Below are 12,342 nucleotides of genomic sequence, written 5' to 3' on the forward strand. Positions count from 1 at the left end.
GGGCGCGGGATCTTGCCGGCGCAAACGGCCGGCCGAAGACGGCCATGGGCCGCGGCAATGGGCCGGCGCGCGATCAAACGCCAAGGTAGCGGGTCCAGAGGGCGCGGTCGCCGTCCAGCATGCGCGAGTCGCCTGTCCAGACGATCCGGCCCCGCTCAAGGATCAGGTGCCGGTCCGCCAGCGCCAGCAGGCGCTCGACGTATTTATCGATCACCAGGATGGTCTGCCCGGCAGCGCGCAGACGCGCCAGGCATCCCCAGATTTCCTCGCGGATCTTGGGCGCCAGGCCCTCCGTGGCCTCGTCCAGGATCAGCAGGCGCGGGTTGGTGACAAGCGCGCGGCCGATGGCGAGCATCTGCTGCTCGCCGCCGGACAACTGGTCGCCCATGTTGCGAGCGCGTTCCGCCAGCCGCGGGAACAGATCGAACACGCGTTCCGGCGTCCATGGGTCGGCCGCTGCGGCGCGCCGGGTGGCGAAGGCCGTCAGATGTTCCCGCACGGTCAGATTGGGAAAGCACTGCCGCCCTTCCGGGACGATGGCGATACCGGCGCGTGCAATGCGATCCGTCGGCCAGCCCGTCACGTCGCGCCCCTCGAAACGGATGCGCCCGGCCTTCAGGGGCAGTTCACCGTACAGGGTGCGCAGCAGCGTGGTCTTGCCCATCCCATTGCGCCCCAGCAGCGTCGCCACTTCGCCGGCGCGGATGGACAGGTCCACGCCGAACAGTACCTGGCTGGGGCCGTAGCCGCTCTGGACGTCCTGCAGTTCGAGCATCATGCGTTGCGCGGCGGCATGGCGTCCGCCTCTCCCAGATAGGCTTCGCGCACGGCCGCATCCTCCCGGATCCGGTCGGGTGTGCCGCTGGCGATGATGCGTCCGTAGACCAGCACCGAAATCCGGTCGGCCAGGCGGAATACCGCTTCCATATCGTGCTCGACGAGCAGCATGGCCGCGCGGCCGCGCATCGATTCGATGAGATCCGCCAGCCGCAGCGTTTCGTCCGGCCCCATGCCCGCCATCGGTTCGTCCAGCAGCAGGACGCTGGGACGGGCAGCCATGGCCAGCGCGAACTCGAGCTTGCGCTGCTCGCCATGCGGCAGCGTGCCGGCGGGCCGCTGCAGGACGGAAGCGTCGATGCCGCAGTCGCGGGCCAGCGCCCGGGCGGCATCGTACAGACCGCTATCCGCCGCGCGCGGACGCCAGAAGCGAAAGCTGCTGCCGTCCTGCGCCTGCACCGCCAGCAGCAGGTTCTCCATCACGGAAAAGCGCCGGAATACATTGGTGATCTGGTACGAGCGGGACAGGCCCGCCGCCACGCGCCGGTGGGACGGCATGCGCGTGACGTCCACGCCGTTCAGCCACAGCGTCCCCGCGTCGAGCGGCAAGGTTCCCGACAGCAGGTGGATCAGCGTGGACTTGCCCGCGCCGTTCGGCCCGATGACGGCATGGATTTCCCCCGGCATCAGCGTCATGTCGACGTGGTCCGTGGCGACCAGGGCGCCGAAGCGGCGCACCAGGCCGGACGCCCGCAGGGCCGGCGGCGCGGGCGAATCCGGTGTGACCCGCTCGTCCCCATCCGACCGGGCGCGCTGTGCCGCGCCGGCGGCAACCCCTGCGATCATGGCCGCCCTCCTTGCCCTTCCCCGGCCGCCGGAACGTCGGATGCCCGCGCGTCGGCGCGCGTGGCGGCCGCAGGCGGGGCCGACGCATCGCCGCGGGTGGAAGCATTCCGCCTCGAAGGCGCGAACAAGGGCGCGAGCAGGCCGGCGAAGCCTCGCGGCGCGGCGAACACCACGACCAGCAGAAGCAGGCCCAGCGGCAAGTGCCAGTACTCGGTCCATTGCCGAAGCGCCTCTTCCAGCGACAGCATTACCGCCGCGCCCGCGACGCCGCCATAGCGCAGTCCCATGCCGCCCACCAGCACCATGATCAGCAGATTGGCCGATTGCGTCCAATGCAGCAGGTTGGGCGACACGAACAGGTTGTGGTTGGCCAGCAGTGCGCCCGCCAGCCCCGCCACGCCGGCGCCCAGGACGTATGCCGTGAGCTTGAGCCGGTAGACCGGATAGCCCAGCGCCCCCATGCGCGATTCGTTTTCCCGCACGCCTTGCAGGGCAGCGCCGAAGCGCGCATCGGCCAGGCGGTTGAACAGCAGCGTGATCACGATGAAGAGGAGCAGCACCACGTAGTAGAACGGCACATCGGCGCCCAGGTCCACGCCGGGCAGGCTGGCCGGCGCGGTCAGGTTCAGGCCGTCTTCGCCGCCATACTGGCGCAGCGAAATCACCACGTAGTACAGCATCTGCGCAAAGGCCAGCGTGATCATGATGAAGTAGACACCGCGCGTGCGCAGCGAAATGGCGCCCGTCGCCCAGGCCAGCAACGCCGCCACGGCGATCGCCGCCGGCCATGCGGCCAGCGCACTCTGGACGCCCGACGCGTTGAGTATCGCGGCGGTATAGGCGCCGGCGCCGAAAAACGCGGCATGCCCCAGGGCCACCATGCCCCCGTAGCCCAGCACCAGATTCAGCCCCGCCGCGGCCAGCGCGAAGATCAGCACGCGGCGCACGAAGGAAATGTAGAAGTCCAGGTCCAGCATGGGGGCGACCAGCGGGAACGCGGCCAGCGCCGCCACCCCCAACCACGCCCACATCGTCGTCCGGCGCATGATCAGCCGCGCGCCGGGAAAAGGCCCGCCGGGCGGATTACGAGCACGGCCGCCATCAGGATATAGACGGACAAGGCGGCCAGCGTCGGCCCGACGCTGCCGGCCACGGCTGGCGTGAAGATTTCCCGCAGCAGCGCGGGCAGGAAAGCCCGCCCCGCCGTATCGACCATGCCGACCAGCAGGGCGCCGACGAAGGCGCCGCGTATCGATCCGATGCCGCCGATGACGATGCAGACGAGCACCAGGATCAGGATTTCTTCTCCCATGCCGGTCTGCACCGCGGTAAGCGGCCCCAGCAGCGCGCCCGCAATCGCCGCCAAGGCCGCGCCCAGGCAGAACACGCCCAGGAACAGCAGCGGCACGCGCACGCCCATGCGGGTGGCCATCAGCCGGTTGGACGCGCCCGCGCGCACCAGCACGCCGGCCCGCGTCCGGGTGACGAACAAATAGAGCCCGGCCGCCACGAGCAGGCCGACCACGATGATCATGAGGCGGTACGAGGAATACATCAGGTCGGGCAGCAGACGCACCGGACCGCTCAGGGCGGCGGGCGTGGAAAGCATCACGGGCGCGGGGCCCCAGACCATTTTGACGATGTCGTTGGAGATCAGGATCACTGCATAGGTGCCGAGGACCTGCGCCAGGTGGTCGCGCACGGCCAGCCGCCGCACCAGCACGAGTTCCAGCACCGCGCCGATCGCGGCCGTGGCCAGCGCGGCCACGCAGACGGCCGCCACGAAGGAGCCGCTGCGCTGCATCACTTCAGCGGCGACATAGGCGCCCGCCATATACAGCGAACCGTGCGCCAGGTTCAGGATGTCCATGATGCCGAAGACCAGCGTCAATCCAGCGGCAATCAGGAACAGCATCAGGCCGAATTGCAGTCCGTTGAGCAGTTGCTCGAGGACGAGGGTGTATCCCATGAGGCGCCTGCGCCGGTCAAAGCTTGCACTGGTCCACGTAGACGTCCTGGTAGTGATCCACCGCCTTGCCCACCAGTTTGTTGGTCACCCGGCCACTGGCGTCCTTGTCGATGACCCGGACGTAGTAGGCCTGCACGGGATAGTGGTTCGCGCCGTAGGTGAACTTGCCCCGCACGGAGGGAAAGTCCGCCTTTGCGAGCGCGGCCAGGATGGCCTGGCGGTCGGACGCCTTGCCGCCGCTTTGGCGCACCGCGGCGTCGATGGCCATGATCACGTCGTACGCCTGCGCGGCATACAGCGACGGATAGCGGCCGTTGTATTCCTTGCGGAACGCCTCGACGAATTCCTTGTTGGCCGGCACGTCAAGGTCGTGGGCCCACTGGGCCGTGTTGTACATGCCGACCATGTCGGGCCCCACCGCCTGGATCACATCCTCGTCGGCGGAGAAGCCCGGGCCGACCAGCGCGATCCCGTCCTTTAGGCCGGCGCCGACGAATTGCTTGATGAAATTGATGCCCATGCCGCCCGGCAGGAAGATATACACGGCGTCCGGCTTGGCGGCGCGGATCTGCGCCAGTTCGGCGGCATAGTCGGGCTGCCCCAGCTTGGTATAGATTTCATCGGCCACGGGCGCGCCGTAGCCGCGCTTGAACCCGGTCAGCGCATCGCGGCCGGCGGGATAGTCCGGCGCGATGATGAGCATTTTCTTGTAGCCCCGGTTCGCGGCCATCTTGCCTGCCACTTCATGGAAGGCGTCGTTCTGGTACGCGGTGCCAAACCAATACGCGTTGCATTGCGCCCCGGCGTACTGGCTCGGGCCGGGATTGTTCGACAGATACGGCACCTTGGCGGCGAACAGCGCGGGCCCCACGGCCAGCGCCACGTTCGAGCCGATCGGCCCGGTGAAGAAATCGATTTTCTCGCGCTGGATATAACGCGTGACCAGCTGGCGCGCCTGGTCCGGATTGCCGCCCATGTCCGTCTGCAGGAATTCGGCCGGCTGGCCCCCGAGCTTGTTCCCCAGCTTTTTGATCGCCAGATTGAAGCCGTCGCGCGCCTCGGCGCCCAGGGCCGAGAAGGGGCCGGAAATATCGTTGGCGATGCCGACCTTGATGGCGTCCGCGGCGGCGATGCCGGGCAACAGCGCCAGGGCCGTAAGGATAGACGGGATGAAACGCATGCGATGCTCCTGGCGCGAGCCGCGCCGGCCGGTTATTTAAATGTGTGATGCGGTTCCGAAGCCAGCCTTGCGTTCCCCCTGCGCTGGCGCGTGACATAGTTTAGGTTTAAAGTAATGCGCGGAACAAGTCTAGGGTTTTTCCCAATACCCGCGCAAGCCGCCCGCCATGGCCATACTCTACCGCGACTACGATCGCGCCGCGCTCGATATCCAGTACAACGCCCGCGCCACCGCGCCGGATTTCGGCGCCATCATGCGCGAGTATGCCGAACAAAGCCGGCATGCGCGCGAAACGCTGCCCTGCGCGCTGAACGTCGCGTACGGTCCGCACCCTGACGAAACGCTGGACATTTTCCCTGCCGCGGCCGGCGGGCCGGCGCCCGTGTTCGTCTTCATTCACGGTGGCTATTGGCGGCTGTTGTCCAAGGACGACTCCAGCGCAATGGCGCCGGCCTTCACGCGCGCGGGCGCCGCCGTGGTGGCGCTGAACTATTCGCTGGCGCCCGCGGTCACGCTGGACCATATCGTGGACCAGGTCCGCCGCGCCATGGCCTGGCTGCACCGGAACATCGCCGCGCATGGCGGCGACCCCGGCCGCCTGCACGTGGGCGGCAGCTCCGCCGGCGGGCATCTGGTCGGCATGCTGCTGAACGACGACTGGCAACAGCGCTACGGCGTGCCGGCCGACGTCCTGCGCGGCGCCGCGCCGCTGTCCGGGCTGTTCGACCTGACGCCGCTGGTCCACACCCACATCAATGAATGGATGCGGCTCACACCCGAATCGGCCGCGCGCAACAGCCCGATGCTGCACCTGCCCGCCCGCCCCTGCCCGGTTGTGGCGAGCTACGGGGAAAGCGAAACGGACGAGTTCAAGCGCCAGACCATGGACTATCTCGATGCGCTGCGGGCGCGCGGCGGCGATGCCCGCTATGTTCCGATGCCGGGCACCAACCATTTCGACATCGTGCTGCGCCTGAACGACCCCGCGGCTCCCATAACCCGGGCGATTTTCGCCCAGATGGGCCTGGCGCCCGGCCAGGGGCGCCCCGACGCCGGCGCCGCTTCCTCCACTGGCCGGCCATGATCGACACGCCGGACCTGGAATCCCGCGCGGCGCCGGACGACCATCATGCCCTGCGCCTGTGGCTGCGCCTGTTGACGTGCGCCAACCTGGTGGAAGCCGAAATCCGCAGCCGGCTGCGCGCGGAGTTCGACACCACGCTGCCGCGCTTCGACCTGATGGCGCAATTGCAGCGCGCCCCAAAGGGCATGAAAATGGGCGAGCTCTCGCGCCACATGATGGTGACGAACGGCAATATCACCGGCATCACGGACCAGCTCGAAAAGGAAGGCCTGGTGGTGCGCACCAAGCTGGCGTCGGACCGCCGCAGTTCGCTGATCCGCCTGACGCCCCAGGGACGCAAGGTATTCGCCCGGATGGCGCGCGCCCATGAAACCTGGGTCAAGGAACTGTTTTCCGGGCTGCCCGAAAACAGCCGCAACGCACTCTTCCAGACGCTCGGAGAGCTTAAACTTCAGGTCGTGGCGCGCCGCACCCAGGCGCGCTGATCTCTCAACGATCCGTCAGAAACCCGATGATCCCGGTCGCGTTGCCCGGTGGAAACTTCTATCCGATACTCGCCGTATCGCTGGTGTGCCTCGCCACGCTGCTGACCTGGATCGCGGTGCTTTGCACCAACCGCATCGCGCGTCTGCGCCTGCGGGCCCATCCCCGCGCCAATGCCGCCGCGATGCTGGTTCTGGCCCTGGTCGGGGGAATCTTCCCCGTCCGCCAGGCTGTGCACTGGTTCGAAGCACGCCAAGCCGCTGAAAAGCAGGCCGCGCACACCCTGGTGCTGGACGCCCCGCGCACGCTGGACGGCATCGCCATGCCGGCCGGGACGCGCCTGCTGCTGCATCAGCGCGGCCGCCCCGAAAGCTATGAAACGGCGCACTTCCCGCGCCCGGTGCCCGTGGACGGCATTGCCGTGGCAAGCCTGCAACGGTACCTGGCGAAGTCGGATGCGAACACATTCCGCGCGATCGGCGCCTCCGGCGTCCTGCCCGAAGACGAGATCGCAGACGGGTGGCGCTGCTCCCGCGGCCACAAGGTGGAATTCAAGGCGGCGGACGACGGCAGGCTGCGCTTCACCAGCTGTCACCTGGCCGGCGGCAACACGCTGGACGGGCAACCCTTGCCTGCCGGCACGTGGGTCGCCCTGCGCCAGGGCGCGCGGCCGGCCAGCGACTTCCGCCACGTGGACGGCTGGCTGTTGCGCACGGACGGCAGCGAGCCGTCGATTGTCGCGGGCATGCCGCTGCTCAAGGCCGAACTGCGCCTGGACCGGGACCGCCGGCTGGTCTGGTTCGAAGGCAGCCTGGGCAAGGAATACGCGCTCGGCCCCATGACTTATCCCACGGGCACGCGCGTGGCGACGGCGAGCGCCACGCTCGAGGGCGCGCGGCCGGGCGATCTGGTCTTCAGCCCTTCCCGGGGCCGCGCCGCCGGCCGCAACGATGGCGACGACGTGCCGGCCGGCCAGTCAGTGCTGCAGGCCGCCGACGGCGCCGTGCGCGCGGTCATGAGCAACCGCGCCGCGGGCGTGCTCGACTTTGCGTCCATCGGCGTTACGCCGTGATAATAGAGAACTTTCAGTCCGCGCTTTCCGCGACGCTCACGCTTACCCCCACCGCCGGCCCGTCACGCGGGCCGTCATCGAGACACCGTCCATGGCCGTCAATCTGAAGATCCCTTCCGCATCCGAAATCTTTCCTGTTCCCGGCGTCGAGATCGGCGTTGCCGAGGCCGGCATCCGCAAGGCCGGCCGGCGCGACCTGACCGTTTTCCGCCTGGCCGACGGCGCCACCGTGGCGGGCGTGTTCACGCGCAACCGCTTCCGCGCGGCGCCGGTCCAGGTCTGCGAAAGCCATCTCGCAGGCGGCGATGCCATCTCGGCGCTCGTGGTCAACACGGGCAACGCCAACGCCGGCACGGGCGCGGACGGCCTGGAAAAGGCTCAGGCTACCTGCGCGGCGCTGGCCGGCCTTCTCAACATCAAGCCCACGCAGGTCCTGCCGTTTTCCACGGGCGTGATCCTGGAGCCGCTGCCGGTGGACCGGCTGGTGGCCGCGCTGCCCAAGGCCGTCGCGGCGCTGGCGCCCGATAACTGGATGAATGCCGCGCACGGCATCATGACCACGGACACGCAGCCCAAGATCGTCTCCGCGCGCAGGACCATTGGCGGCCACGCCATCACCATCACGGGCATCAGCAAGGGCGCGGGCATGATCCGGCCCAACATGGCGACCATGCTGGGCTTTCTGGCGACCGACGCCGGCATCGCGCGTCCCGTGCTGGAAAAACTCACCCGCCGCATCGCCGACGTTTCCTTCAACCGCATCACGGTCGATGGCGACACCTCGACGAACGATTCCTTCATCGTGATCGCCACGGGGCAGTCTGGTTTGCGCGTGGACAGCGAAAGCGATCCGCACTACGCCGAACTCGAACGGGCACTGGGCGAAGCCGCCGCCGAACTCGCGCAGAAGATCGTGCGCGATGCCGAAGGCGCGACCAAGTTCATGACCATCCGCGTGGAAGAAGCCGCCAACACGGAAGAAGCGCTGAAAGTCGCGTACGCGGTGGCGCATTCGCCGCTGGTCAAGACGGCCTTCTACGCGTCCGATCCCAATCTGGGCCGCATCCTGGCCGCCATCGGCTATGCGGGCATCGAAGATCTGGACGTGAGCCGGCTGCGCCTGTGGCTGGACGACGTGCTGGTGGCCACGCAGGGCGGCCGCAACCCCGATTACCGCGAAGAGGACGGCCAGCGCGTGATGAAGCAGGCCGAAATCCTGGTGCGCATTGCACTGGGGCGCGGCCAGGTGGCCGATACCGTGTACACCTGCGACTTCTCGCATGAGTACGTCAGCATCAATGCCGATTACCGATCCTGATCGCGTGGAACCAAAGTGACCGTTGCCCCTGAACTCGCCGCATTGCTCGCGCGCGCCGACCGCGTGCTGGCCCAACTGGAAGCCTATCTGCCGCCGGCCCCGCCGGAAATCGACTGGAGCGCACATGCGTTCCGCTGGCGCAAGCGCGGCGCGCGCGGCTGGCTGGATGCGGTGCGCCACATCGCGCGCATCGATCTGGACGATCTGCAGCACATCGATCGGCAGAAAGGCATCATCGACCGCAACACCGTGCAGTTCCTGGAGAAGAAGCCGGCCAACAACGTGCTGATGACGGGCGCGCGCGGCACCGGCAAAAGCTCGCTGGTCAAGGCGATGCTGGCGGCTTATGCCGATCGCGGCCTGCGCCTGATCGAGGTTGACAAATCGGATCTGGGGGACCTGGCCGACATCGTCGAACTGGTCGGCTCGCGTCCGGAACGCTTCATCGTCTTCTGCGACGATTTGTCCTTCGAGGAAGGGGAAGCGGGCTACAAGGCGCTGAAATCCGTGCTGGATGGCTCGGTCGCGGCCTCCGGCGACAACGTCCTGATCTACGCCACGTCCAACCGCCGGCATCTGATGCCGGAATACATGAGCGAAAACCTGCAGGCCAAGCACCAGCCCGACGGCGAAATTCATCCCGGCGAAACCGTCGAGGAAAAGATTTCGCTGTCCGAGCGCTTCGGCCTGTGGCTGTCGTTCTATCCCTTCCGCCAGGACGACTACCTGGACATCGTGCGGCATTGGCTGCGCGAACTCGGCTGCCCCGAAGAACACATCGAAGCGGCGCGCACCGAAGCCCTGCAGTGGACGCTGGAACGCGGTTCGCGCTCGGGCCGCGTGGCCTACCAGTTCGCCCGCGACTGGGCCGCAAGACATGTGAGTTAGCCCACCCCCGAAGCGCTGCGCGCTTCCCCTTTGAAGGGGGCGACGCTGGCGGACCGGCGAAGTTGGGTCCGCGGCGTCTTCGGTCTATCTATTACACCGCGGTGAGTTACACCGTTTGATGCGGGCGGGATGGGACGTAACACCATGACGACTGAACAGATTATTGATGTGGCGGCGGGGCTGATTTTGCGGCCCGACGGCAAGCTCTTGCTTGGACAGCGGCCGGAAGGCAAGCCCTGGCCGGGCTGGTGGGAGCTTCCTGGGGGCAAGCTGGAGCCGGGCGAGACGGTGCTGCAGGCCCTGGCGCGCGAGCTGGACGAGGAACTCGGCATCCGTGTGACCCAGGCCACGCGCTGGGTCACTTACGTGCACGCGTATCCCCACACCACGGTGCGGCTCGCCTTCTGCCGCGTCACGGGCTGGGAAGGCGAACCGCGCGGCCTGGAGAACCAGCGGCTGGAGTGGGTGGATCCCGCGCACGCGGCGTCGGTGGGCCAGCTGCTGCCCGCCACCCTGCCGCCCCTGCGCTGGCTGCGCTTGCCGGACACCTATGGCATTTCCAATATCGGCTCGCCGGCGGGCGTGCCCGGTTTTTTGGCGCGCCTGGACGCGGCGCTGGCGCGCGGGCTCAGGCTGGTGCAGTTGCGCGAACCCGGCTGGCCCGAGGGTCCGGCGGCGCCCTCGCTGCACGACGCCTTGCAACAGGTGCTGCAGCGCTGCCGCGCGGCGGGCGCGCGCGTGCTGGTGAACAGCATCCATCCGCAGGACTGGTGGCGCGAGGCCGATGGCGTGCATCTTCGCAGCGCCGATGCGGCCGCCCTGGATACGCGTCCGCTGCCGCCGGAGAACCACTGGGTCGGGGTGTCGGTACACGACGCCGCGCAGATGACGCAGGCGCGCGCCCTGGGTGCGGACTTCGCCGTGGCGGGCCCCGTCGCCCAGACCGCCAGCCATCCCGGCCAGCCGGGCATCGGCTGGGACGCATTCGTGGCGATGAACCGCGACGCCGGCCTGCCGGCCTATGCGATCGGCGGACAGACAATGGACACGTTGGCCACCGCGCGCGAATACGGCGCGCATGGCATCGCGGCAATCAGGGGCGTGTTCGGGGCGTAGCGGCGTCCTTGGTGGCGGACGTCCTTGCAGGCATCGGCGCGGACGCCGGCGCCACGGGCGTGCGTGCGGGCGCCGCGCCGGATTCCAAGGCCGCGGACGCTTCCGCCGGCGCAGGCTCGGCGCCATCCGCTTGCGGCAGCATGGGCGTGTCCACATTGCCGTCCCATCCGCCGCCCAGCGCGGCAATCAGCTGGACGCTGGCGACCAGCCGGTTTCCCATCAGCGAAATGGCGGTGCGCTCGGAACTGAGCGCCGTGTTCTCCAGCACCGCCACGCTCAGATAATCCACCAGGCCCTGCTTGTACTGATTGCGCGTCAACTCCAGGGACTCGCGCGCCGCCTGCAGCGCGCGCTGCTGAATCTCCTGTTCGCGCTCGAAGACGCGCAGCTGGATCATCGTGTCCTCGACCTCGCGGAGCGCGCCCAGCACTGTCTGCCGATAGGCGGCCGCCTGGGCGTCATAGGCGGCGCGCGCCGACTCGACCTGCGATGCGCGCAGGCCCGCATCGAACAAGGTCTGCGCCAGCGCGGGGCCAATCGACCAGAAACGGGCCGGCGCGGTCAGCCATTGCGCGAACTGGCCGCTGCGGAAGCCCCCGTCCGCCGTCAGCGTCAGATCGGGGAACCAGGCAGCCTGCGCCACGCCGATCTGCGCATTGGCCTGCGCCGTGCGACGCTCCGCGCCCGCCACGTCCGGCCGCCGCTCCAGCAACTGCGATGGCAGGCCGACCGGGATCGCGGGCACCCGCTGCGTGAACGGCGCGCGCGCCAAGGAAAACTTCGACGGCGCCTGGCCGAGCAGGACCGCGATGGCGTGCTCGAACTGGCCGCGCTGCCACTCCAGGTCCACCCATTGGGCGCGCGCGTTCTCCAGCTGGGTGCGCGCCACCGCCACATCCGACTTCGCCGCCACGCCGGCCTCGTAGCGGTTCATCGTCAATTCCAGCGAGCGCTGGTTGGTGTCGACGGTTTCGCGCAGCAGGCGCTCCTGCTCGTCCAGCACCCGCAGCTGGAAGTAGGTCTGCGCCAAGGTGCTCTGCGCGCTCAGGCGCGCCGCGGCCAGATCCGCCGCGCTGGCCTGCGCACCGGCGCGGCTGGCCTCCACCGAGCGCCGCACCGAGCCCCACAGGTCCGCTTCCCAACTGACGGTGCCCGTCAGGGAATAGGCGTTGACCACGGTGCTGCCGCCCCCCGTGCCGGACCCGGTGCCCGCGCTGCTGCCGGACCGCGTCACGCCGGCGCCCACGCCGACGGTCGGGAAAAACGCCGAGCGGGCGCCGCGCACCAGCGCCTGCGCCTGCCGGTAATTGGCCTCCGCCTGCGCGATGTCCAGGTTCGCCGCGTCCAGGCGGTTCATCAGGTCGTCGAGTACGGGATCCTGGTAGATGCGCCACCAGGCGCCGCGCTCGGCCGCATCGCTGGGCCGAGCGGGCCGCCAGCCGGGCGTATCGTCCTGTCCTTCCTTGTACTGCGTGCCCACGTCCACCGCCGGGCGCACGTAATCGGGCCCCACGGCGCAGGCGCCGAGCGCGCCGCACAGGATCAAAGAGGAAAGCAGCCGCAGCGGCGTGGCGGGCTGGCGTCGATGTAACGAGCGGGTCATGAATTG

General features: G+C 68.7%; 12 protein-coding genes. 6 read left to right on the plus strand and 6 right to left on the minus strand.

Features of this window, described 5'->3' with window-relative positions:
* Positions 1 to 73: 73 nt before the first annotated feature.
* The 5 genes from CAL13_RS18550 to CAL13_RS18570 are packed head-to-tail and all read right to left on the minus strand — an operon-like array spanning position 74 to position 4,772.
* The gene (locus CAL13_RS18550; protein WP_086073729.1) at positions 74 to 775 is read right to left on the minus strand and encodes an ABC transporter ATP-binding protein; all 702 of its coding nucleotides are present in this window, start codon (positions 773 to 775) and stop codon (positions 74 to 76) included.
* Positions 775 to 1,623, minus strand: coding sequence for an ABC transporter ATP-binding protein (locus CAL13_RS18555; RefSeq protein ID WP_086073192.1), 849 nt, complete (start codon positions 1,621 to 1,623; stop codon positions 775 to 777). Before CAL13_RS18555 ends, CAL13_RS18550 begins: the two co-directional genes overlap by 1 nt.
* Positions 1,620 to 2,669 (minus strand): branched-chain amino acid ABC transporter permease, encoded by a 1,050-nt coding sequence (locus CAL13_RS18560; protein ID WP_086058690.1) that lies wholly within the window; start codon positions 2,667 to 2,669, stop codon positions 1,620 to 1,622. Before CAL13_RS18560 ends, CAL13_RS18555 begins: the two co-directional genes overlap by 4 nt.
* Before the next feature lie 2 nt (positions 2,670 to 2,671).
* Complete coding sequence (locus CAL13_RS18565; protein WP_086073193.1) at positions 2,672 to 3,592, minus strand: branched-chain amino acid ABC transporter permease; 921 nt, start codon at positions 3,590 to 3,592, stop codon at positions 2,672 to 2,674.
* A gap of 16 nt (positions 3,593 to 3,608) precedes the next feature.
* Positions 3,609 to 4,772, minus strand: coding sequence for an ABC transporter substrate-binding protein (locus CAL13_RS18570; protein WP_086073194.1), 1,164 nt, complete (start codon positions 4,770 to 4,772; stop codon positions 3,609 to 3,611).
* 166 nt (positions 4,773 to 4,938) lie between these two features.
* Between CAL13_RS18570 and CAL13_RS18575 the strand changes: the two genes are divergently transcribed.
* From CAL13_RS18575 to CAL13_RS18600, 6 genes are all read left to right on the plus strand, one after another.
* Complete coding sequence (locus tag CAL13_RS18575; protein WP_086073195.1) at positions 4,939 to 5,856, plus strand: alpha/beta hydrolase; 918 nt, start codon at positions 4,939 to 4,941, stop codon at positions 5,854 to 5,856.
* The gene (locus CAL13_RS18580; protein WP_086058694.1) at positions 5,853 to 6,341 is read left to right on the plus strand and encodes a MarR family winged helix-turn-helix transcriptional regulator; all 489 of its coding nucleotides are present in this window, start codon (positions 5,853 to 5,855) and stop codon (positions 6,339 to 6,341) included. The genes CAL13_RS18575 and CAL13_RS18580 overlap by 4 nt, the downstream gene beginning before the upstream one ends.
* Before the next feature lie 26 nt (positions 6,342 to 6,367).
* Positions 6,368 to 7,411: a hypothetical protein gene (locus tag CAL13_RS18585; RefSeq protein ID WP_086073196.1), complete on the plus strand. Its 1,044-nt coding sequence runs from the start codon at positions 6,368 to 6,370 to the stop codon at positions 7,409 to 7,411.
* A 91-nt stretch (positions 7,412 to 7,502) separates the two neighbouring features.
* Complete coding sequence (gene argJ / locus CAL13_RS18590) at positions 7,503 to 8,729, plus strand: bifunctional glutamate N-acetyltransferase/amino-acid acetyltransferase ArgJ (RefSeq protein WP_086073197.1); 1,227 nt, start codon at positions 7,503 to 7,505, stop codon at positions 8,727 to 8,729.
* Positions 8,730 to 8,744: 15 nt separating this feature from the next.
* The gene (locus CAL13_RS18595; RefSeq protein WP_232467699.1) at positions 8,745 to 9,617 is read left to right on the plus strand and encodes an ATP-binding protein; all 873 of its coding nucleotides are present in this window, start codon (positions 8,745 to 8,747) and stop codon (positions 9,615 to 9,617) included.
* 144 nt (positions 9,618 to 9,761) lie between these two features.
* Positions 9,762 to 10,733, plus strand: a complete 972-nt coding sequence (locus CAL13_RS18600) for a Nudix family hydrolase (RefSeq protein ID WP_086073730.1) — start codon at positions 9,762 to 9,764, stop codon at positions 10,731 to 10,733.
* Here the strand turns inward: CAL13_RS18600 and CAL13_RS18605 are convergent.
* Positions 10,711 to 12,336 (minus strand): efflux transporter outer membrane subunit, encoded by a 1,626-nt coding sequence (locus CAL13_RS18605; RefSeq protein WP_086073199.1) that lies wholly within the window; start codon positions 12,334 to 12,336, stop codon positions 10,711 to 10,713. The two genes, CAL13_RS18600 and CAL13_RS18605, sit on opposite strands and share 23 nt — an antisense overlap.
* Positions 12,337 to 12,342 lie beyond the last annotated feature (6 nt).

The sequence above is a fragment of the Bordetella genomosp. 9 genome (assembly GCF_002119725.1).
In the GTDB taxonomy this organism is placed as follows: domain Bacteria; phylum Pseudomonadota; class Gammaproteobacteria; order Burkholderiales; family Burkholderiaceae_B; genus Bordetella_C.

Excerpts from the sequence above, each read along its gene's own strand:
- CAL13_RS18570 (WP_086073194.1), bottom strand. The coding sequence starts at position 4,772 with ATGCGTTTCATCCCGTCTATCCTTACGGCCCTGGCGCTGTTGCCCGGC.
- CAL13_RS18605 (WP_086073199.1), bottom strand. The coding sequence starts at position 12,336 with ATGACCCGCTCGTTACATCGACGCCAGCCCGCCACGCCGCTGCGGCTG.
- CAL13_RS18560 (WP_086058690.1), bottom strand. The coding sequence starts at position 2,669 with ATGCGCCGGACGACGATGTGGGCGTGGTTGGGGGTGGCGGCGCTGGCC.
- CAL13_RS18600 (WP_086073730.1), top strand. The coding sequence starts at position 9,762 with ATGACGACTGAACAGATTATTGATGTGGCGGCGGGGCTGATTTTGCGG.
- CAL13_RS18580 (WP_086058694.1), top strand. The coding sequence starts at position 5,853 with ATGATCGACACGCCGGACCTGGAATCCCGCGCGGCGCCGGACGACCAT.
- CAL13_RS18565 (WP_086073193.1), bottom strand. The coding sequence starts at position 3,592 with ATGGGATACACCCTCGTCCTCGAGCAACTGCTCAACGGACTGCAATTC.
- CAL13_RS18555 (WP_086073192.1), bottom strand. The coding sequence starts at position 1,623 with ATGATCGCAGGGGTTGCCGCCGGCGCGGCACAGCGCGCCCGGTCGGAT.
- CAL13_RS18585 (WP_086073196.1), top strand. The coding sequence starts at position 6,368 with ATGATCCCGGTCGCGTTGCCCGGTGGAAACTTCTATCCGATACTCGCC.
- argJ (WP_086073197.1), top strand. The coding sequence starts at position 7,503 with ATGGCCGTCAATCTGAAGATCCCTTCCGCATCCGAAATCTTTCCTGTT.
- CAL13_RS18575 (WP_086073195.1), top strand. The coding sequence starts at position 4,939 with ATGGCCATACTCTACCGCGACTACGATCGCGCCGCGCTCGATATCCAG.
- CAL13_RS18550 (WP_086073729.1), bottom strand. The coding sequence starts at position 775 with ATGCTCGAACTGCAGGACGTCCAGAGCGGCTACGGCCCCAGCCAGGTA.